This is a genomic window from Lentzea sp. NPDC060358, assembly GCF_042725365.1.
Classification (GTDB): Bacteria; Actinomycetota; Actinomycetes; order Mycobacteriales; family Pseudonocardiaceae; genus Lentzea.
Map to the genome: position 1 here is coordinate 13,112 of NZ_JBHXCW010000069.1, position 21,412 is coordinate 34,523.

Below are 21,412 nucleotides of genomic sequence, written 5' to 3' on the forward strand. Positions count from 1 at the left end.
GGGTTATGTGCGCGTTAACATTGCGCAAATCAGGTGGTCCAGACGAATCCGTCACCGTCTGGGAACTTGCCCGACAGAAGATCAACGCGGACAGGAAGAGCAAGCCCACGCGGCACGACCTCCGCACGGGAGGCCGGCCGCATGGGCACGCTCACACGGACTCAGTTCACAGCGCCGGGTAGGCGTTGCGCATGAGCTCCTGGAACTGCGCGGAGAACCACTTGCCCGACAGCGGGGCGTTCGGCAGCGCACCCGACAGGTTGTTGCCGTTGCGCACGTTGCCGGTGTAGGTCGGGTCGCACATCTTGTCCGCGCCCTTGCCCTCGTTGTTCGGGATCTCCTCGCTGGCGCCGTCGGACTCACCCGGCGGCTTCACCCACACGTAGGCGTCGATGCCCGACTCCGGAGCCACCTTCGGCCGCTCGCCGATGCCGGCACCGGACTGGTTGCACCAGTTGCCGAGGTGGATGCGGCGGTCGAGCTTGCCGCCGTTGACGTAGGCGTCCACGCTCGTCGTCGGGCCGGGGCCCGTCGGGCGGGCGCTGCCGCCCCAGCCGTTGCGGCTGGTGTCGATCAGCATGCCGACGTTGGCGTCGAAGCCCGCCTGGACGGCCCGCTGGCGGAACGCCTGGGCGTAGGACAGCTCGTCGACGTACCGGTTCCAGTCCACCCACTTCGACTGGCGGACCGAGGTGCCGTTCACCGAGTCCTCGATCTTGAAGTACGGCTCCTTCAGGGCGCCGTAGTTCGCGGTGTTGGCGATGAAGCCCTGGACGTTCGCCTTGGTGCTGCCGGAGGCGTTCGCGGCCTGGAACAGCAGCTCGGCCGTCGGGCCGAAGTTGTCGTCCCAGCCGATCCAGCCGTGGTGGCCGATGTCCAGGTAGTTGTAGGTGTTGGACACCGCACCCAGCTTCGCGAGCGCGTAGCCGACACCGGTGACGTAGTTGCCGTTCGACTTCATCGTGTCGCACGCCGGCACCGCGGTCGGCCGCGGCGAGACGTTGGTGATGAGGTTCGGCAGCGAGTCGATCTCGACCGTGGTGACGATCCGCAGGCCCGAGTACGCCGGCCGGGCGAGGATCGCCGCGATCGGGTCGATGTACTCCGACTTGTAGCGGTCGATCTCGTTCGCCTTGAGCTCACCGTTCGACGCGAGCGCCGAGCAGTCGCGACCGGGCAGGTTGTAGATCACCAGCTGGATGACGAGCGGTGAGCCCGCCGCCTGGCGCACCGCCTCGTCCAGGTGTCCGACCAGACCGCGGGAGTCCACGGTGCCGGTGATCGCCGCGATGCGGTCGAGCCACACGGCGGTGGGCTGGTTCGCGATCCGGCTGCCGCCGGGCTCCGCGGCCGCCTTGGCCGACCAGTCCGGGTTCACGTACTGCTTCGCACCGACGTACGGGTTGTCGACCCGGCCGGGGCCGTTGCCACCGGACGTCGTCGTCGTGGTGGTGGTCGTCGTGGTGCTCGTCGGCACCGTCTGGCCGGTGCACACCGTGCCGTTCAAGGTGAACGACGACGGGTTGGCGTCCCCGCTCGCGGCGTTGCTGCCGTTGAACCCGAGCTCGATGGTCGCTCCGGTGCCCAGGTTCGCGTTCCACGACAGGCTGGCCGCCGTGACGTCCTTGCCGGACTGCGACCAGGTCGCGTTCCAGCCCTGCGCCACGCGCTGACTTCCGGGGAACGAGAACTTCAGCGTCCAGCCGCCCGACACGGCGTCACCGAGGTTGGTGATCTTCACCGAGGCGCCGAAACCTCCGCCACCCCAGTTGTTCGCCGTGTAGTCGACACGGCATCCGGGTGCGGCGCCCGCGGGTGCGCTCATCGCCACCCCGAACGTCGCCACGGCGGTGGCGACCACGACTCCCGCCGCGGCCCACCGCCCCTGTCCGTTGAGCTTCATTGCTCCGGATCTCCTGTCTCTCAGTGGTGCTTGATCTCCACGAGCGAACACGCGGTGGGCGTGCACTCGAGTCTCTTCAGGCCGAGGTGCTCCATGCCGATCGAGCCGGTGAGGGCGAAGCCCTCCCCGAAGGCGAGGTCCGGGTCGCCCCGGACCTCGCCCTCCGCGAGCGCCGCTCGCCAGGCCTCGTCGAGACCCGGGCGCAGGACCAGCAGCCCGAGCCGCCCGTACGGCTCCTTGGCGCAGGTCCCCCACTCCGCGATGAACGGCGCGTAGACCTTCGACCGCACCGGACCGGCGAAGTCCGTGAAGTCGTCGCCACGCCGGACGCTCGTGCACTCGTCGGTGAGCGTGTTGAGCCAGGCGGCGATGCCGTCGACTCCCCGGCTGAGGTCCGGGGCGGGTCCGGCGCGTCCTGCGAGGAGGGCGAACGCGACCGAACCCACCACCAGGAGGGCGAGCAGCGCCCTCATCACCGGATGGCGCACGTGGATCCGTTGAGCGAGAAGGACGTCGGATCCGTCGGGGTGGACGTCGTGCTCGCGTTGAACCCGAACGTCGCCGTGGCGCCGGGGGCCAGGTCCGCGTTGTACGACGCGCCCTTCGCGGTGGCCTGCCCGTTCGCGACGGTGACCGTCGCGGACCAGGCCTGCGTGAGCTGCTGCCCGGACGGGAAGGCCCAGGCGAGCTGCCACGCGGAGACCGCGCTGCTACCGCTGTTCGTCACCGACACGTTGGCCGTGAAGCCACCGTTCCACGTGCTCGGCCGCGAGTACGCCACCGTGCAGGAACCCGTCGGGGTCCCCCCGCCGGTCGACGTTCGCACCGTCACGCCCGACGAGGCCGTCGAGGCGTTGCCCGCGGAGTCCGTCGCCACCACCGTGAACGAGTACGACGTGTCCGCGCTCAGCCCGGTGACCGTCGCCGAGTTCGTCGACGACGTGGCGACCACCTGGCCACCGCTGTAGACGCGGTAGCCCGTCACGCCGATGTTGTCCGTCGCGGCGGACCAGTCGAGCTTCACCGAACTGCTGGTGACGCTCGACGCGACCGGCGTGCCCGGAGCCGACGGCGCGGTGGTGTCGGGGGTGCCGCTACCGCCGCCGAACGTCACGTCCGAGCAGCTGTAGAACGCCTCCGGGCTGTCCGAACGCTGCCACAGCGAGTAGATGATGTGGCGGCCGGACTTGTTGGGCAGCCTGGCCTGCCAGGCGTACTCACCGTTCGCCAGCGGCGGGTTCGTCACCTTGTCGAACGGCGCCGACTCGAGGTCGGACCACTTGAGCGGCTTCGTGACGTCGAAGCCGTCCTTGGTGACGTACTGCTCCCACGTGCCGGGGTGCGGTGCCCACGCGTTGTACCGGAAGGTCACCGTGCTGTTCGCCTGCACCTGCGTCACGGGCCAGTCGCCCCGCGCGAGGTTGTAGGCGGCGAACTTCGTGGTGGGACCGCACAGGTTGCCGTCCGGGATGATGTCCCGGTGGCGTCCGGCGGCGTTGCTGATCAGGTTGCCGAACCAGTCCCAGAGCGGCTGCTTCCCGCCCTGGGCCACGGCCGCCTGGCACGCCGGGTTGGTGGGCTGCAGGTCGCCGCCACCGCTGCCGGCCCGGCCGTCCTCGTAGCAGAGGTAGGTGCGGCTGCCGGGCCAGACCATCGACCCGTGCGCGACCGCCGTTCCGCCGGTCTGCACCAGGACGGCGCCGACCGTGGCCGCGACGGCCAGCAGTGCTAGTCGTTTCCTCATCTCGGGACTCCTCACCCGTAGAGCTCGGAGTGCAGCGAGAACGCTGTGGCGATCTCGGTCTGCGCCCAGAAGCGGTGGTAGGTGAACGTCGGTGCCGGGCCACCGTCCAGATAGGACTGGACCTTGGACCACTGCGGGTCGTTGCGGAACATGGACCGCATCGACAGGAAGGACGAGCCCTGCGCGATCGTGTCGCCGTTGGGCATCTTCCCGGTCCAGCCCGGCGGCACGTACGGGCCTTCGAGCGTGCTGGTGTTGTAGACGTCGTCGAACCGGTTGTAGTCGGCCCGCGTCTCCGGCGTCGCGATGCCGAGGCTGTCCTGGTGCTGGAGCAGCCCGGTCAGCAGTGCCTCACCCGTGGTCTTGGCCGCGGCGTTGCCCGACCTCGACGCGTAGTTCAGCAGCACCTTGGCGTACGACGCGGCCACGCCGACGTCCTGGTTGTGGTTGAGCACCCGCACCCGCAGGTTCGCGTTCGAACCGGGGTTGGTGGCGTTCCACGAGTCCGGGGCGCCCGACCACTCCAGGTCCGCGGGGATCTGGAAGTTCGTGCCCGTGGTCGTGTTGGCGATCGCCCACGGCACCCACTTGTCGAGGATCTTCTTGGCGCGCGCGTCACCGGTCAGCCGGTACAGCGCCGCCGTGCGCTCGATCCCCCACACCTGGAAGCCGAACCACCGGTTGCTCGGCGGGTCGCGCCACACCGGGTGGGCGTCGTAGTACATGCCGTAGAACGTCGGCGTGCCCGAGGGAGGCGAGGCGTACTGGCCCTCCCAGCTGTTCGTCACACCGCCGGCGAGACCGCCGTCGGCCGACTGCAGCCACTGCAGCATCTCGAGCTGCCGGTCGAGCGAGGTCGCCCAGTCCTGCTGCCCGGTGGCGGACAACGGCTTGAGCGCCGGCACGTTCGACAACGCGTACGCCGCCAGCGGGTTCTGGTAGCCCTGGTGCGAGGCACCGTCGCCGATGCGCCACGCCCAGCCCGCGGACGTGTCGGTCGCGCCGCCCCACGCGTAGTACCAGGACATCAGGTAGTGCGCGCTGTTCTTCCCGGTCGCGCCGGGGCACGACGTCGGGCTGGTGCAGTTGCCGATCCGCTTGAAGTACTTGTCGAACATCGCGTACCGCAGGTAGTCGCCCATCTTCGCGGACTTGCCGATCTCCGAGGAGATGTCGCCGGCCTTGCCCTGCGCCGTGGCCCACTGCTGGGCGAGCAGCGCCACCTGCACCACGCGGGCGTCCGCGTCCGGCGCGTTGGTGTACTTCCACTGCTTGGCGTAGGAGGAGTCCTTGGTGAAGAGGTCGAGGAACCCGTTGGGGCCACCGTGCTTGAACGTGTCGCACGAGGGCTGCGGGATGGTCTCCCACACCGACTCCGACGAGCCGCGCTGGTAGGTGTTGATGTACGCGGGTGCCGTCGTGCCGTCGCCGCACCGGCCGAAGCCGTAGGTGTTGTCGACGTCGATGAGCCAGTGCATGCCGTAGATGTCCGAGTTGCCGTACGCGGACTTCAGCTCCGCCGCGATCGGGTCCGACCCGACCGGCGCGGTGCTGCTGAGCACCGACGGGTACTGGTCCATCCGCGGGTGCTCGGGCGCGTAGGTCGCCGGCTTCGACGGGTCGTACTTGTCGTTCGTCGGCTGGTCGGCCTTCGCGGGGATGATGTACTTCTCCATCGACGCGAACGCGGACTTGAACGGCGCCCAGTCACCGGTGACGCGGCCGTAGCTCGCCTCCAGCCACAGGTAGTAGCTGTAGGCCTCGGACGTCGTCTGGTGCCCGTGGTCCGGTGCCTCCACCATCAGCGTCTCGACCGAGTGGTACGGCACGAGCAGGTCGCCGAACTTGCGGAAGTAGCCGCTCGCCGGGTCCTTGATCTTGTTGTACTGGTCGAGGAACGCCTTGTTGAAGTCCGACGTGTTCGGGTCGATCTCCTTGGCCGTCACGGTCGCCGCGCTGTAGCCGGTGGCCGAGGCCGTGAAGGTCGCGGTCCCGAGCTCGCCGCCGTTGCCCGCCGACGTCACCGTGACCGTCTGCTTGGCGGTGCCGGAGAACGTGAGCGTGCTGGGGCTCGCCGTCAGGTCCGAGCTGCCGCTGCGGGCGATCGTGACCGTGACCGGCTGGCTCGGCGCCGTGGCCAGGGAGACGTCGAACGTCGCCGTCCCGCCCTGCTTCACCGACACCGTGCTCGGTGAGGCCAGGACCGCCGGTCCGGACAGCACCTTGACCGTCGCCGGTGCCGACGTCGTCACCGCGCCGCGGTTGTCCGTCGCCCGCGCGGTGATGCTGTGGTCACCCGCCGGCGCCGACGTCCACGTGCCGGTGAACGGCGCGCTGGTGTCGGTCGCGACCAGCGTGGTGCCCGCGTAGAAGTCGACCTTGGCGATCGTGCCGTCGCTGTCCTGCGCGGTGGCCGCCAGCGGGATCGACGCGGGCAGCGTGTAGCTGCTGCCGCTGGTGGGAGCCGTCAGCGCCACGGAGGGCGCCTGGTTCGGTCCCGTGCAGGACACGCCGTTCACGGCGAAGTCCGTCGGTGCCCGGTTCGCGGAGCTCTTGCTCCCGTTGAACCCGACCTGTGCCGTGCCGCCCGAGGGCAGGTTCCGCGCCCAGTCGGGGTTGGTCACGGTCACCACGGCGCCGCTCTGCGTGAACGTGCCGTTCCAGCCCTGGGTGACGCGTTGCCCGTCGGGGAACGTCCAGGTCAGGCTCCAGCCGTTCAACGCGTCGCCGTCGTTGCGGATCGACACCGCGGCGCCGAATCCGTTGTTCCACTCGTTGGTGACTTGGTAGGTGACGGTGCAGGCCACCGCGGCCGGTGCCGCCACGGCGGGTACCCCGCCGGTCAGCACCACCGCCGCAACCGCCAACGCCACTGTTCGTCGAGTCATGCCGCCGCCCTCTCGACAACTGGGAGCGCTCCCAGAGTTCACGGCACTGTAACGTGGGCCACAGGAGCCGTTCTGTCCCCGGTGTAGCGCGTGCTGGTCTGGAAGGCGCTTTCCACTCGCCCGCGCAGGCCAACGGCGGTTCGTCTTCCGGTTCCTCTTACTGCTCTCTTCGAGTGGAATCCTGGGAGCGGTCCCAGAAAGGGGTGGGGGCGCCCACGCCACTGAGGGCGCCCCCGGGACTGCTCAGCCCCGCCCGGCTCCCGCACCGGCCGTGACCACGCTCTTCACCGTGCTCGCGCTGTCGAGCGGGTAGGAGTAGGGAAGGCTCTTCACCGAACCGCCCTGGTCACCCGTTCCCGAGTTGACGAAGTGGTTGCTGCGCGCCACGAGGGACCCTCCGGGTGAACTGCCCTCACCGCGGTGGAACGGGTCCTTGGTGTTCTCGAAGTAGTTGCCCTCGACGAGGACGCCGGCCTCCATCGTCGACGCGACCCCGTAGGAGGTCACCCCGCCGTAATAGTTGTTGTAGACGTGCACCGGGTTGCCGAACCGGACGCGCGGGTGGCGCTGCTGCGTCCCGTCGAACCAGTTGTGGTGGTAGGTCACCCGGAGCTTGCCGCGGTCCTCCGACCCGTTGTCGTCGCTGTGACCCAGGAGCATCGTCTTGTTGTGGCTGGAGAACTTGTTCCAGGACACCGTGACGTAGTCCGAGGCCCGCTTGACGTCGACCGCACCGTCGTAGCCGTTGGAGAAGGTGTTGTGGTCGATCCAGACGCGGGTGGAGTACTGCACGTTGATCGCGTCGTCACCCCAGCTGCGGAAGTTGAGGTTGCGCACGATCACGTTGGAGGCGTTGGCGATGTTGAGGCCCTGCCCGGTGATCGCCGAGCCCGACCCGACGCCCTCGATGGTCTTGTTCGAGGCGACCTTCGTCATGCTCGACAGCGAGATCGTGCCGGAGACCCGGATCACCGCCGCGCTCGACGACTTGGCGGCGTCGGTGAACGCGGCCGCCGTGGTGACGGTGATCGGCGAGGCGCTGCCGCCCCCGGTGGTGCCACCTCCTTGAGTGGCCCAGCCGACCAGCCCGAACGGTGCGGCGGTCGCCTGGGGAAGTGATACCGCGCCGATGACCAGCGCGGCGGCGGAAATCAATGCTGCACGCTTTGGAATCATTCCACGCTCCCAATTCGTGAGCGGCGGTACGACTCACGAAACCAGCCGGAAACGCGACGGTCAACCAATTCGAAGATATTCGAGTCGAAACATCGAAATCGGTTGACACGAAAGACCCCGGTCCTACGATCGATTTACCGCCGTCCATCCCCCTGCCCGCGGAGCACACATGAAGAAACTGGCAACAACGATGTCCGCCCTCGCCCTGGCCACGATTCTCACACCTGCGGCGCAGGCCGCCGGGAGCACTTTCCCGACGCCGTCCGGGTCGAAACCGGTCAGCGCGACCATCAAGGTCGCGGCGAGCGGCTACGACGGCGGCATGCAGCGGTTCTACGGCACCGGCAACCTCGGTTCCGGCGGTCAGAACGAGGGTCAGGACCCGATCTTCCAGCTGGCCGACGGCGCGACGCTGCGCAACGTAGTGCTCGGCGCGCCGGCCGCCGACGGGGTCCACTGCCTGGGCACCTGCACGCTCTCCAACGTCTGGTGGGAGGACGTCGGCGAGGACGCGGCCACGTTCAAGGGCACGTCGTCGTCGCAGACCATGACCATCAGCGGCGGCGGTGCGCGCAAGGCGTCGGACAAGGTCTTCCAGCACAACGGGCCCGGCACGATGGTCATCCGCGACTTCCAGGTGGACGACTTCGGCAAGCTGTACCGGTCCTGCGGCAACTGCGGGACGCAGTACAAGCGCGCTGTCGTGCTGGAGAACGTCACGGCGTTCTCCCCCGGCAAGGCGCTGGTCGGCATCAACACCAACTACGGCGACACCGCGCGGTTCTCGCGGATCACCGTGGTCGGCGACAGCAGTCGCAAGATTGCGATCTGCGACAAGTACCAGGGCGTCACGAGCGGGGAACCGAAGAAAATCGGCACCGGTTCCGACAGCACGAACTGCCTGTTCACGTCCTCGAACATCACCTACCGCTAGCGGAAAAGCCCCGGCATCCCGCCGGGGCTTTTCTCACCACACTTCAAGAGTGTGAACCCGGATGTGTTCGAAATTCCAGTCGTCACCGATGCCGGGAATCGCCGGCAGCGTCACGTCGCCGTTCTCGTCGAGCGGGTCCGCGATGGTGTTGCGGTGCGGTGGCACCCGGTCGAAGTCGACCTGCGGGTGCAGCAGGCCGCGTTCGTACCACCGCCCCGCGTCGGTCGCCCCGAGCACTGTGAGGCTCGCCGACCCGTTGCCGTGGATCTCGCAGTCCACGTTGAAGGCCTCGGCCAGGTGCACGGTCTTGAGCACCGGCGAGATGCCGCCGCTGCCCGCCGGCCCGGCGCGCAGGATGTCGCACGCTCCCGCGGTGATCCACTCGGCGCGGGTGTGGTGCTTGCCCCACGCCACCTCCGGGCCGATCACCGGGATGTCCAGCTGCTCGGCGAGCCACCGGTAGGAGCTGATCGAGGCCTCCTCCATCGGTTCCTCGAACCAGTAGAAGCCGAGCTCCTGCAACGCCCTGCCGAGCCGCAGCGCCTCGGTCCGCGAGTACCAGTGGCTCGCGTCGAGCATCAGCGCGACGTCCGGCCCCACCGCCTCCCGCACGGCCCGGCACGCCTCGACGTCGCGGGCGACGCTCGGCGCGCCCGGCACCGGTGGCATCCAGGTGTGCAGCTTGATCGCCCGGTAGCCCACCGACACCAGGTGCTTCGCGAAGTCCGCGTAGTCGCCCGGCGTCGCGAGCCCGCCCGTGTCACCGCACATCGTGCTGGCGTAGGCCGGGATCCGGTCCCGGGCGCCACCGGCGAGCTTCCACGCGGGCAGCCCCGCCTTGCGCGCCACCAGGTCCCACAGCGCCGTGTCGACGAAGCCGAGCGCGCGGTCGGTGAAGCCGCCGTGCGATCCCCGCTGCCGCCGGGCGAGCAGCCGCCAGAGCCGTTCCCGGTCCCACGGGTCCTGGCCGAGCAGCACCGGCCGCACGTGCCTGTCGAGCACGGCGGGCCGCAGCTGGTCGGGCTGGACCGGGCAGTGGCCGGTGACGCCGTCGGTGTCGGTGACCTCGAGCAGCGCCTCGGTGATCTCGTGCTCGGGCGCCGGGTGCCGGTGGCCCTCCGCGTCGACCGAGGTGCACGCCGTGGTGGTGAACGTGCGCACGGCGACCCTGTCGATCATTTCCGCTTCTCCCAGTCCTGCTGGGCGGTGGTGAGCTTGGCCGCGAGCCGGTCGAGGAACTCCTGCGCGGGCAGCTCGCCCAGCAGCACCTTCTGGTAGAGCGGCTCGGTGTCGGTCTTCGTGATCGACGAGTACTCGGGCAGGTAGACCGGTGCGGGCACGAGCACCGTGGCCGGGTCCTCCAGCACTCCGAGCGCCATCTTCACGGCCGGGTTCTTCTGGATCCACTCCGCGCCGCGCACCTCGGTGTTCGCGGGGATCTGGCCGACCTTCTCGTTCCAGTAGCCGTTGCTCTCCGCGGAGACGAGGAAGTCGACGAACCTCCAGGCCGCGTCGCGGTTCTTGCCGCCCTTGAAGACCGCGAACCCGTCGGTCGGGTTCGGCACGACGGTCCGCTTGCCCGACGGTCCCTTGGGCAGCGGCATCGCGCTGACCTTCTCCGGTCCCAGCGCCTTCATGACGTCGCCGGTCGAGCCGAGGTTGTGGTGCATCATCGCGACCGTGCCGCCGGTGAACTGGGCGACCATCTGCGTGTAGTTGTTGTTCACGTCCGCTTCCGGCGTGGCCCTCTTGTAGAGCCCGGCCACCTTGCGCACGAGCTCGGCGTTGCGCGGGTCGGCGACCGTGCTCCTGCCACCGTCGTAGAACTTCTCGACGCCGGAGTAGGAGTAGGCCTCCGACAGCAGCTGGAAGATCGAGCCCGCGCCGCCGCGGATGGTGAAGCCGTAGCGGTTGTCGGCCGGCTTCGTGAGCGTCGTGGCGGCCTGGGCGAGGTCGTCCCAGGTGGACGGTTCGCCGATCTTGTTCTCCTCGAACCAGTCCGCGCGGTACCAGATCACGTCCAGGTTGCCGGATGCAGGAACGGCGTAGAGCTTGCCGTCGGGCGAGGTCTGGCGCACGGTCTCCAGCAGCCCGGGGATGAGCTTGCCCTTGAGCGGCCCGGCCTCCAGCCGTTCGTCGGCCGGTTCCAGGGCGTCCTGGCCGACGAGGTGCGCGAGGTAGGAGGTCGTGACGCCACCGACGTCCGGAGTGGACCCGCCGGCGATGGCGGTGTCGTACTTCTGCTGCACCGACGCGCTGGGGACGCCGACGTACTCGACCTTGACGTCCGGGTTGGCCGCCTCGAACCTCCTGATCAGCTCCTGGTAGATCGGGGTGCGGCCGGGACCGCCGTTGTTGTCCCAGAACGTGATCGTCGTCGGGCCGCCCTGCGCGGCCGAACAGCCGCTCAGCACCAGTGCGAGCGCGACCAGCAGTGTTCTCATCTCACTCCTCATCCCTTGACGGCTCCGGCGCTCAGTCCCTGCACCAGGAACCGCTGCACCACGGCGAAAACCAGCACGACCGGCACGGCGGCGACCACACCGCCGGCGGCGAGCGCCCCGAAGTCGGTGTTGAACTCGCCCAGCGCGTAGCTCAGCCCGACCGGCAGCGTGAACTTGTCCTGCCGGCTCGCGAACATGAGCGCGAACAGGAAGTTGTTCCAGGCGCCGATGAACGCGAACGACCCGACCGCGACCAGCGCCGGGCGCAGCTGCGGCAGCGTCACCGCGAAGAACGCGCGCAGCCGCGAGCAGCCGTCGACCATCGCGGCCTCTTCGAGCTCCACCGGCACGTTGCGCACGAACCCGCTCATCAGGATCAGCGCCAGCGGCAGCTGGAACGCCGTGTCCGCGACGACCAGGCCGGTGAGGCTGTTGAGCAGCCCGGCGGTCTTGAAGATCACGAACAGCGGGATCAGCAGCATCGCGCCGGGGATGAACTGCGTGCACAGCAACGCCAGCAGGAACAGGCGCTGGCCGCGGAACCGGAAGCGCGCCAGCGCGTAGCCGCCCATGAGCGCGAACACGGTGACGACCACCAGCGTGCCGAGCGCGATGATCAGGCTGTTCTGGAAGAAGAGCCCGAACTCGATGCCGTTCCACACGGTGTCGAAGTGCTCGAACGTGATCGGCCACGGCACGAGCGCGGTCTCCCCCGCCGGCCGGAACGCGAAGACGAGCATCCAGTAGAACGGGATGAGCGTGAACAACAGGTAGAAGGCGAGCGGCAGGTGCAGCCGGAAGAACCGGCTGGGGTCGCGCTGCTTCCTGCGCTTCGGTGGCGCCGGAGGCGGCTGCTCGGTCGTCGGCGGGCGGGTGAGGGTCTGGGTCATGCCCGGCTCCCGAACTTGGACAGCCTCAGGTAGAGGATCGAGAAGAACAGCAGGATCACGAAGCCCGCCATCGTGAGCGCGGAGCCGTAGCCGAAGTCGTGCGAGTCGACGGCCTTGCGCGCGACGTAGAGCGGCAGCGTGGTGGTCTGGTTCGCCGGCCCGCCACCGGTGAGCGTGTAGATCAGGTCGACGTTGTTGAACTCCCACACCGCCCTGAGCAGCGTGGACAGCACGATCGCGTCGCGCAGGTGCGGGAGCGTCACGCTCACGAAGCGCCGCCACCGCCCCGCGCCGTCGACGCTCGCGGCCTCGTAGAGGTCGTTCGGGATGGTCTGCAGGTCGGCGAGCAGCAGGATCGCGAAGAACGGCACCCCGCGCCACAGCTCGGTGACGACGGTCGCGGGGAACACCGTCGCCGGGTCGCCGAGCACCGACGTGCCGGGATCGCCGATCCCCCACTGCGCGAGCTGCTGGAAGACGCCCGTGGACGGGTTGTAGAGCAGGATCCAGATGCCGGTCGTCAGCACGCCCGACACCGCCCACGGCGAGAACACCAGCGACCGGGCCAGCGCACGGCCGACGAACGTCTCGTTGACGATCAGCGCGAGGACCAGGCCCAGCACCAGCTGCAGCCCGACCTCGACGAAGACCCACTGGGCGCTGAACGCGAGGCTCTGCCAGAACAGCTCGTCCTCGAACAGCATCCGCCGGAAGTTCTCCAGGCCGATGAAGCCGTTCTTCCACGGCTGCGTCACGGTGTGCTGGCGGAGGCTGAACCAGCCGACGCTCGCGATCGGGTAGACCAGGAAGACCGCCATGAGCACGAGCGTCGGGGCGATCAGGGCGTACGGCGCCCACGTGCGGGTCCTCACGCCGGGTTCCACCCGCCCAGGTACGCCGCCTTGGTGTGCTGCCGCGCCTGGTCGTCGGTGAGCTGCGGGCGGTCCGCGCCCGTGCCGGCGCCGGGCCCGGTGTTGCGGTACTCCGCGAACCTCGCGCCGCGCCAGGGGAAGCCGGACATGTCCGTCCACGGCTGGGCCTTGATCGCCGCGGTCAGCTCGGTGTTGCGGACGACCACCTGGGCGATGGCGTCCGGGTCACCGCTCGGGTGCCAGGGCCTGCCGAGGAAGTAGGTGCCGCGCGAGGCGTCGCTGCGGATCGTCGAGTCGACGACGAGGAAGCCGTAGGGGTTGTCCCGGCGCGTGCTCGCGGCGGTGACGTAGCCGTTGGGGTCCTGGCCGCGGTTGAGGGCGGTGATCGTCGCCCGTTCGAAGACGGCCGTCGCCCGGCCGAACAGGAAGTCGACGTCGCCGGTGATGGCGCAGTCGCGGTAGTACTGGCGGGCCCGCGTGGTCACGGCCGCGGTGTCGGCGTAGAGGGTGTCCTGGTGGCCTTCGAAGCGGACGCGGTCGAAGAGCATCCGGTCGCCGGTGGCCTTGACGGCGACGGCCTGCGTGGCGGTGATCTCCGGGTGCTTCGCGCGGTCGAAGGAGTTGCGGAAGGTGAGGTCCCGCGCGGTGAACCCGTCCGCCGCGAGCGTCGCCGTCGCGCTGCCGGTCGTCCCGTACGTCGTGCCGTCGGGTTTCTTGGTGCCGCTCGCGTTGTCGAAGTCGATGACGACGTCGGCGGCGTTGCCGGTGGCTCCCCGGATGGTGAGGTTCTGCTTGCCGGCCGGGACCTTGACGACCTCGCGGTAGACGCCCTTCGGCAGCGTGATCACACCGCCGGCCGGTGCGGCGTCGATCGCCGCCTGGACGCTGGCGAAGCCCTGACCGACGACGAGGTGGTGTCCCGCCGGTTCCGCGCCCGCCCGCAGGTGCCGGACCCGGTGCGCGGGCTCCAGGCCCCGGTTCAGCGCCGGGGTCCACCCGGCGTCGGTGCCGAGCTCCTTGCCGGGGTTGGCGGCGTTGTGAGCGCTCACCAGACTGGCCGCGCGGCCGTCGACGAGGTTGCCGACGTCGGTGAGCGCCGTGCCGCCCCAGTTGTAGACGACCTTCTCGGGCGCGATGCCCTTGACGTAGTTGTTCTGCGCGTAGATCTGGGAACGGACGCCGACGCCCCAGCTGTAGGTCTGGGCGCCCTCGTAGAGGTTGTTGTAGACGTGCACCTGCCCGAACCGCACGCGCGGCGCGCGTTCCAGGACGTTGCGGAAGACGTTGTGGTGAACGCTCACCCTGAGCTTGCCGGGATCGGTCGTGGACGAGTTGGACGAGCCGATCAGCATGGTCTTGCCGTGCTCGGCGAACACGTTGTGCGACACGGTGACGAGGTCGGCGCCGTTGGTGATGTCGAACTGCCCGTCGTGCACCTGGTAGGGCCGTCCGAAGTGGAGCGGCTGGGTGCTGTCGAGGTTGGGCTCGTCGGTGAACGTGCTGTGGTCCACCCACACGTGCTCGGAGCGCTGCACCGACACCGAGTCGTGGAGGGAGTTCCAGTTCCCGGGCGGTGAGCCGGGGCTGGTGTCGGTGGGGTCCCACTGCGGGAAGCAGTCGTGCGTGTCGCGGAACGTCAGGTTGCGCACGATCACATTGCTCACGCCGTGGATCCGCAGGCTGCCGCCCGTGATCCCGGCGCCCCTGCCCACCCCGACGATCGTGGTGTCGGACTGGACGTTCAGCGCGATCACGGCTTCCTGCTTCTTCGCGGACGCCTTGCGCGCCTCCTCCAGCGGCCCCTCGGGTTCGCGTTCCCATCCCCAGGTGGCCGGGTCGTAGGCGGCGAGGTAACCGGGCAGCGTGTAGCCGTCGGTCGCGTGGTCCTCGCAGCTCAACGGTGTCCCGCCAGGCCCGGTGTTCGCGTCGATGACGCCACGGACCCGGACGATCCGCGGCCCCGGCGAGGCGAGAGCGGCGACGAGCTCGTCCCTGGTCCGCACCTCGTGCACGTTCCCGGCCGGGGCGTGCGCGCCACCGGTGGTGCCCGGCCCGCTGGAGGCCCAGCCGTCGCCGGCCTTCAGCACCTGCCGGGCCGGGTCGGGGGCGGCGTGCGCCGGGACCGCACCGGTACAAGCGCAGGCGAGAACCAGCGCGCTGACGAAAAGCCGCATGACGGGATACCCTTCAGAAAGGATTCACATTCTTGAACACCGTCCACGATCGTGAAACGAGTATTACGAACGCGTCCGCCGTGCGTCAACGAAGTGAATTCATTCGACGACCCGTCCCGGTGTTCGACAGACTTTCGAGTCGAATGAAGTCGAATTCTCCGTGAAGTAGATCGGGAACTGATCGACCACGAAATGACACCAGTTCGGGAGAGCGCTCCCACCGATCTGCGATCATGCTCCGCCATGAACCGCTACGAACAGTTCCGCCAGGCGGCGATCGACCGGGGAATCCCGGAGGACGAGGTCGGCGAGTTCACCGAGTACCTCCGGTTCGCGGTCTGGACGGACACCGCGGGTGAGGGCGACGAGGTCGTCGGCCAGCTCGGCGGACTCCCCCGGTTACCGGTGGGCACGGCATGGCCGGACCCGTTGCCGTTCATCGGCTCCGTGGACTGCGCTGCCCTCCCCCGCGCCGAGGGCCTGCCCTTGCCGGACGACGGGACGTTGCTCTTCTTCCTGCACCACGAGGAAGACATGGAAGCCATGGAGGACGAAGGCACGTCGGACTACTCGCGGGTCATCCACGTCCCGGCAGGCGTGGAGACCGAAGTGGCGCCGTCGCCACGAGACCCCGACAGCAGGACGCACTTCTGCGAGCACCTGCCGTTCCTCGTCCCCGAGCGCCCGATCACCGCGTGGGTCCAGCCGGAGCTGCCGGACTGGTTCGAGGACCGCGACCCCAGGTTCAGGCCCGCCGCCGTGAACCAGCTGCTCGACGGGATGAAACACGTCGAGCAGCTGCGCGAGCTCCTCGAGGAGCTCTGGCCGTCCCGCGAGCACGGCTCCCCGCTGCGCTTCGGCGGCCACTGCAGCGAGCTCGGCAGCTCGGACGGCCCGTTCACGCAGATGTCGTACGGCGCCGTCGAGGGCACGGGAGCCGACCTCTCCAGGGAGGAACGCTCCCGGCTGCGCCACGAGGAGGAGAGCCGGCTGAACCGGGAATGGGTGACGTTCGCGCAGTTCCGCACGCAGAGCGAGTTCTACTACGGGTGCTTCCTGCTGAAGCTCGATGACCTGGTGGCGCGGCGGTTCGACGAGATGCGCTCGTTCACCATGTTCACGGAGTAGCCGAATGCCGTTCGGGCGCGCTCATGACGCGATATCCACGAGCACGCCCGAACAGGTCACTCGGACTGGACCGGCTTCAACATCGGCACCAGCGCCAAAGCCGGCAACAACAGCACCGGCACGATCAGCAGGGCCCGCAGCACCCCGACCTCGTTCCCCAGGAACCCGACGAGCGGCGGCCCGGCCAGAAAAGCCGTGTACCCGATGACGGCGACCACGGACACCCGGGCCGCGGCACGAGCCGGGTCGTCGGCCGCCGCGCTCATCCCGACCGGGAATCCGAGCGCGGTCCCCAGACCCCACACGCCGACGCCGACGACCGCCACGAGAGCGGACGGGGCGAACACCGCCACCGCCACGCCGGCCGCGGCCAGCACCATCGACAGCGCGATCGCCCGCACCCGTCCCCACCGGTCCAGCAGGACCGTGCCGAAGATCCGGCCGAACGTCATCGTCGTCACGAACACGCCGAACACCAGCGCGCCCAGCGCCGGGTCGAACTCGTGGCCGTCGATGAACGCCACCGCCACCCAGTCGTTCGCGGTGCCCTCGGTGAACGCCAGCACCAGCACCAGCAGGCCGATCAGCAGGGTGCGGGGTTCGCGCCACGCCGCCAGGACGCCGCTGCCCTTGCCGTGCTCCGCCTCGGCCGCGAACCGGTACGTGCGCGCCGCCACCAGCGTGCCGATGGCGACCACCGCCGCCACGACGGCCAGGTGGGCGGTCACGGGCAGCACGGCCCACGCCGCGAACGACGCCATGCCGGCCGCCGCCACCGTGCCGAGGCTCCACATCGCGTGGAAGCGCGGCATCACGGTCTTGCCGATCGCGCGTTCCACCTCCGCGGCCTCGACGTTCATCGCCACGTCGCAGGTGCCCGAGCCGTAGCCGAGCGTGAAGATGCCGATCGCCGTCAGCACCGCGGACGGGTACGCGCCGATGCCGACGCCCGCGATCGCCAGTCCCACCGCGACGGTCACGGCCGAGACCGAGACGGTCAGCTTGGGCCGCAGGCGGTGGGTCACCTCGCCCGCGGTGAGCATCGCGAGGCAGGCGCCCAGCGACATGGAGAGCAGCAGGAGGCCGAGTGCTCCCGGGGTGAGACCGAGGGCGTCGCGGGCGGCGGGGACCCTGGCGAACCAGGTCGCCACGGCGACACCGTTCAGCCCGAAGGTGACCGCCACGCCCGCGGCGGCGGCTCGAACCTGGCTGCGGGGCACGGTGACCGACATCCCGGTTCTCCTTTCTCGATACATGAAGTGCTTACCCCACACATGGAAGCGCTTCCACCGCAATACTGCTCAGATGACCGAACACACCGCCACGCTGGACGACGTGGCACGGGCCGCCGGCGTGTCCCGGGCCACCGCCTCCCGTGTCGTCACGGGACAGGGACCGGCATCGCAGAGGGCACGCGACAGGGTAACCGCAGCGGTCACCGCGCTCGGCTACGTGCCGGACGCGTCGGCACGCGCGCTGGTCACCCGCACGGGCACACGACTCGCCATCGCCGTCATCGGGCACACGGCCGCTGTGCTCGACGACCCGTACGTCGGCCGCGTGCTGACATCGGCGGCGCACGTCGCCTCCGAGCGCGAGGTCGGTGTCTCACTGCACTGGCTGCCCCTCGACGACCCCGGTTCACTCGCCCGGCTCGCCGACGGGCGCGGGCTCGGCGGCCTCGTGGTGGTGAACCCGACGCTGCCCGCGCTCGAGACCGTGCCGCGCGGGCTGCGCGGACGGGTGGCGGCGGTCGGGGTCGGCGCCCGGAACGTGCCGTCGTTCGACGTCGACAACCGCTCCGGCACCGACGGGGTCGTGCGGCACCTGGTGCGCTCCGGCCGGCGCCGGATCGCGATGGTCACGGGTCCCTCGTGGCTGCCGTGCGGTGCCAGGGCGGTCGAGGCGTACCGGCGGGTGCTGCGCGACAGCGGCGGCGAGCCGAGGGTCGTGCCCGGCGACTTCACCTCCGCGCGCGGAGCCGAGGCGGCCGTCGAGATCATGGCCCGCTGGCCGGACACCGACGCGGTGTTCGCGCTCAGCGACCTCACCGCGCTCGGTGTCCTCGACGGGCTGCGCGCGCTCGGCCTGCAGGTCCCGGGCGACGTGGCGGTCGCCGGGTTCGACGACATCGCGTTCGCGGGGCTCGTCCGCCCGGCGCTCACGACGAGCACGCACCCGGTCGAGGAGATCGCCACGGCCGCGGCGATCTCCGTGCTCGACCGGCGCGACACCAGCGGAGCGACGTTCTACCCGTCCACGCTCGTCGTGCGCGACAGCGCGTGATCACCCCGCCGAGCACGGCTTGCCGTTCACCGCGAACGCGTCCGGCACCGGGTTGCCGCCGCGCACCGAGCCGTTGAACCCGATCTGCACCGACCCGCCCGGCGGGATCCGCGGGTTGTAGCCGGCGTTCACGGCGTCGACGGCCGGCCCGGACCGCCGCACCGTGGCGTTCCACATCTCGGTGACGGCCTGCCTGCCGCCGAACGTCCACCGCACGTTCCAGCCGTCGATCGGCGCGCTGCCGGTGTTGCGCACGACCACCTCCGCCTGGAACCCGCCCGGCCACTCGCCGGTGACCCGGTAGGACACGGCGCAGGTCCGCGCGGCCGGACGCGTCGTGACCGGAGGTGTCGTGACCGGGACCCCGGTGGTCGGAACCGGGCGCGGAACTCCCGTCGTCACGGGCGGCGGCAGTGGCGCCACGGGGGTGGGCGCCGCGTCGAGGCCGTCGCACGGCGGCCCCCACAGCCCGCGGTCGGCCGCGGCCGCCTCGGTCTCGGCGGCGGCCAGCGGCCCGCCGTCGGCCCTGAGCGCCCCCTGCCGCACGGCCAGCAGCGCGTAGTCCGTGCCGTCCTCCAGCGTCAGGTCGACCTCGCCGGGCGCGGAGGTGGTCACGCGGACGGCGCTGGCGAGCAACGTCGTCCTGGCGAAGGAGAGCGCGCCGGGGGCGGCGCAGTCCGCCGGGGTCGCGAGGCCCGCGACCCGCACCCGCACCCCGTCGGCCAGCTCGACGGTCCGGCCGTCGAGCACGTCCCGCACGAAGTGCAGCGCGCCCTGCCAGCGCACCTCCTGGTTCACCAGCGTGGGCGGCTTCCAGGGCGTGCCGGCGGGCGTCGGGAACGGCGGCGGTGGCGGCGGCGCCGTGCAGGCTCCGGCGAGCAGCACCGCCGCCAGGGCGCTAACCGCGCGCAACGGAGACCGCCGACCAGCGCTGGTTCGCCCCGGACGTCGCGTGGTACAGCCCGATCGGGGCACCGTCCTCACGCGACTCCCCGGTCACGTCGAGCAGGCTCCCGTCGCCGGCGTTGACGAACGTCCACGTCCCGTCCCCCGTGGACGACAGCACCCACCTCGCGGCGGGACCGTCGGACGAAGTCAGCACGACACCACCGCCGGACGCCGCGATCCGCTGGCCCGTCGAGGCGTTCACGACCGAGAACCGGGCGCGGTTGCCCCAGCCGCCCGAACGCCGTTCCACCCGCCACACCTGGTCCGCGGCGTCCGGATCGGTGGTGCGCTGCACCAGCGCCGTTCCCGACGGCGCGAGGGACCTGCCGCTCTGCACGCCGGTGAGCCGGTACTCGCCGCCCAGCGCGGCCGCGCTGTCCACCCCGCCCACCCCGGTCACCTCGAACGTCGTGACCGACCTGGCGGGCACCGGGAGCGTCGCCCTGCGGTTCTGCACGCGCACCGCGGCGCCCTTCACCAAGGCGCCGTTCTGGTCCGTCACGACCGGCCGCACGGAGGCACCCGGCCGCACCGACGCGAACGCCGACAGGTCCAGCGTCACGGACTGCGCCTGCTCGGACTTGTTCAGGTGCACGACGGACTTCAGCCCGGTCCCGCGCACCGCCGCCACGTCGGTCGTCGTGTTCACCTTCACGAGCCGGTCGCCGGGCTGGATGTGGTGCGTGAAGTTGCGCAGCGCGTGGAACTTCGTGTTGACCCGCGCCGGGCAGGTGGCGAGCGTGTCCCGCGGCCCGCAGTCGAACGGGATCTGCACCACGCCCCAGTTCATCCCGTCCGGCGACTCGGCGCCGGGGATCATGTTGTCGTAGTCCTCGACCGCCTGCCACAGCAGCCAGGCGCGCGGTTCCAGCTCGCGCAGGTCGTCGATCACGCGCTCCGCGATGCCGAGGCCGGGGTCCATGCTCGTGAAGCTCTGCCCGGTCCCCCAGTGCCCGTCGACCTCGCTCATCCACAACGGCTTGCCCGCGCCCTTGGCGATGTCCCGGGCGGAGGTGCGCCTTGCCGTGCCGTAGGTGTGCACGTTCACCTGGCCGACCTGTGCCCGCACCGACGCCGGGTAGCCCGCCCAGTCGTCGGCGAGGATGCCGGGGTTGGTCTCGTCCGGGGCGGACACGGCGGCCCGCACACCGTTGGCGCGCAACGCTTCCGCCATCGCGGGCACGACCTTCGCCTGCAGCGCGGGACCGAGGTGGGCGCCTTCCTGGCGGCCGCCCGTCGGGTTGCCGTCCGGGCCGAGAGTGGTGCGCCAGTACGGGGTGTTGGGCTCGTTGAACGGGTCGACGGTGGCGAACCGGATGCCGTGTGAGCGTTCCAGCTCCGCGGTCGCCTGCGCGAGGTAGGCGGCGAAGTCGCCGATCCGGTCCTCGCGCAGCTGGTCGGTGTTCGGGTCGAAGCCGCCGGAGACGTAGCCGCTCACGGTCTGGAACCACGGCGGCGAGTTGCTGAACGACTCCCAGCGCGTCACGTCGGCCTTGATCCGGTCGACCCACCAGCGCTGCCGCGGATCGGCTGCGGCGTCGAAGAAACGCGGATCGCCGGGCCGCCACCAGTCGGTGTCGGTGCGGGTCGTGCCGGCGGGGGCCTTCCACCAGCCGGGCACGGCGGCGCCGGCGCGCAGGTACTGCGGCACGTCCGGCGCGTTGCCGCCGCCGATGTTGTATCGCGCGATGTTCAGGTTGAGCCCGTCCGCGCCGAAGAGCAGCTCCGCCAACCGGTTCCGGATCTCGTCCGGGTAGCCGCCGGTGGCGTTCGCGAACCACACCAGGCTCGTTCCCCAGCCCTGGAACGGCTCCTGCTGGTAGGTCGGGTCCGGTCGCACCACCACGGGCTCGGCCGCCGCGACGGCGGGGCCGGCGGTGGGGAGCGTGAGCGCCGAAACGGCGAGCAGAGCGAGGAGTCTGGGCATCGGTTCTCCGTAGAACGCGCGATGTTCGCGCTAACATCTATCGAGAACCTACTGACGCGTCAAGGTCCTGCCGGACGGTGGCGCGTACCGTCCGGCAG

At 70.2% G+C, this 21,412-nt stretch carries 16 protein-coding genes; 3 read left to right on the forward strand and 13 right to left on the reverse strand.

What is annotated here, in order from left to right:
• Nucleotides 1-166 precede the first annotated feature (166 nt).
• The 5 genes from ACFWGZ_RS17100 to ACFWGZ_RS17120 all read right to left on the reverse strand — a co-directional run bounded on the left by ACFWGZ_RS17100 (nt 167) and on the right by ACFWGZ_RS17120 (nt 7,711).
• Entirely contained in the window at nt 167-1,903 is a 1,737-nt protein-coding gene (locus ACFWGZ_RS17100) for a glycoside hydrolase family 6 protein (RefSeq protein ID WP_382452471.1), read from the reverse strand.
• A 20-nt stretch (nt 1,904-1,923) separates the two neighbouring features.
• A complete protein-coding gene (locus ACFWGZ_RS17105) occupies nt 1,924-2,376 on the reverse strand; it encodes a hypothetical protein (RefSeq protein ID WP_382452472.1) in 453 nt (150 codons plus the stop codon).
• Entirely contained in the window at nt 2,376-3,647 is a 1,272-nt protein-coding gene (locus tag ACFWGZ_RS17110) for a lytic polysaccharide monooxygenase (RefSeq protein WP_382452473.1), read from the reverse strand. The genes ACFWGZ_RS17105 and ACFWGZ_RS17110 overlap by 1 nt, the downstream gene beginning before the upstream one ends.
• Nucleotides 3,648-3,658: 11 nt before the next feature.
• On the reverse strand, nt 3,659-6,535 hold the full coding sequence (locus tag ACFWGZ_RS17115; RefSeq protein ID WP_382452474.1) for a glycoside hydrolase family 48 protein: 2,877 nt from the start codon (nt 6,533-6,535) through the stop codon (nt 3,659-3,661).
• Between the two features lie 243 nt (nt 6,536-6,778).
• On the reverse strand, nt 6,779-7,711 hold the full coding sequence (locus tag ACFWGZ_RS17120; protein ID WP_382452475.1) for a polysaccharide lyase family 1 protein: 933 nt from the start codon (nt 7,709-7,711) through the stop codon (nt 6,779-6,781).
• Between the two features lie 169 nt (nt 7,712-7,880).
• Here ACFWGZ_RS17120 and ACFWGZ_RS17125 point away from each other — a divergent pair, with 169 nt between their 5' ends.
• Nucleotides 7,881-8,645: a pectate lyase gene (locus ACFWGZ_RS17125; protein ID WP_382452476.1), complete on the forward strand. Its 765-nt coding sequence runs from the start codon at nt 7,881-7,883 to the stop codon at nt 8,643-8,645.
• A 33-nt stretch (nt 8,646-8,678) separates the two neighbouring features.
• On the opposite strand, the gene ACFWGZ_RS17130 is transcribed toward ACFWGZ_RS17125, so the two are convergent.
• The 5 genes from ACFWGZ_RS17130 to ACFWGZ_RS17150 are packed head-to-tail and all read right to left on the reverse strand — an operon-like array spanning nt 8,679 to nt 15,025.
• Entirely contained in the window at nt 8,679-9,824 is a 1,146-nt protein-coding gene (locus tag ACFWGZ_RS17130) for an enolase C-terminal domain-like protein (protein ID WP_382452477.1), read from the reverse strand.
• Complete coding sequence (locus ACFWGZ_RS17135) at nt 9,821-11,089, reverse strand: ABC transporter substrate-binding protein (RefSeq protein ID WP_382452478.1); 1,269 nt, start codon at nt 11,087-11,089, stop codon at nt 9,821-9,823. The genes ACFWGZ_RS17130 and ACFWGZ_RS17135 overlap by 4 nt, the downstream gene beginning before the upstream one ends.
• A gap of 8 nt (nt 11,090-11,097) precedes the next feature.
• Complete coding sequence (locus tag ACFWGZ_RS17140; RefSeq protein WP_382452479.1) at nt 11,098-11,979, reverse strand: carbohydrate ABC transporter permease; 882 nt, start codon at nt 11,977-11,979, stop codon at nt 11,098-11,100.
• Nucleotides 11,976-12,851, reverse strand: coding sequence for a carbohydrate ABC transporter permease (locus tag ACFWGZ_RS17145; protein WP_382452480.1), 876 nt, complete (start codon nt 12,849-12,851; stop codon nt 11,976-11,978). Before ACFWGZ_RS17145 ends, ACFWGZ_RS17140 begins: the two co-directional genes overlap by 4 nt.
• Nucleotides 12,848-15,025 carry a pectinesterase family protein gene (locus ACFWGZ_RS17150; protein ID WP_382452481.1) on the reverse strand — a complete coding sequence of 726 codons (2,178 nt, stop codon included), beginning with the start codon at nt 15,023-15,025 and terminating at the stop codon, nt 12,848-12,850. The genes ACFWGZ_RS17145 and ACFWGZ_RS17150 overlap by 4 nt, the downstream gene beginning before the upstream one ends.
• Nucleotides 15,026-15,268: 243 nt before the next feature.
• Between ACFWGZ_RS17150 and ACFWGZ_RS17155 the strand changes: the two genes are divergently transcribed.
• A complete protein-coding gene (locus ACFWGZ_RS17155) occupies nt 15,269-16,153 on the forward strand; it encodes a DUF1963 domain-containing protein (RefSeq protein WP_382452482.1) in 885 nt (294 codons plus the stop codon).
• Between the two features lie 56 nt (nt 16,154-16,209).
• Here the strand turns inward: ACFWGZ_RS17155 and ACFWGZ_RS17160 are convergent, their stop codons facing one another.
• On the reverse strand, nt 16,210-17,385 hold the full coding sequence (locus ACFWGZ_RS17160; RefSeq protein ID WP_382452483.1) for an MFS transporter: 1,176 nt from the start codon (nt 17,383-17,385) through the stop codon (nt 16,210-16,212).
• A gap of 73 nt (nt 17,386-17,458) precedes the next feature.
• Here ACFWGZ_RS17160 and ACFWGZ_RS17165 point away from each other — a divergent pair, with 73 nt between their 5' ends.
• Nucleotides 17,459-18,439 carry a LacI family DNA-binding transcriptional regulator gene (locus ACFWGZ_RS17165; protein WP_382452484.1) on the forward strand — a complete coding sequence of 327 codons (981 nt, stop codon included), beginning with the start codon at nt 17,459-17,461 and terminating at the stop codon, nt 18,437-18,439.
• On the opposite strand, the gene ACFWGZ_RS17170 is transcribed toward ACFWGZ_RS17165, so the two are convergent.
• Together ACFWGZ_RS17170 and ACFWGZ_RS17175 are read right to left on the reverse strand one after the other, a co-directional pair.
• On the reverse strand, nt 18,440-19,351 hold the full coding sequence (locus ACFWGZ_RS17170; protein WP_382452485.1) for a cellulose binding domain-containing protein: 912 nt from the start codon (nt 19,349-19,351) through the stop codon (nt 18,440-18,442).
• Entirely contained in the window at nt 19,338-21,314 is a 1,977-nt protein-coding gene (locus ACFWGZ_RS17175) for an RICIN domain-containing protein (RefSeq protein ID WP_382452486.1), read from the reverse strand. The genes ACFWGZ_RS17170 and ACFWGZ_RS17175 overlap by 14 nt, the downstream gene beginning before the upstream one ends.
• Nucleotides 21,315-21,412 lie beyond the last annotated feature (98 nt).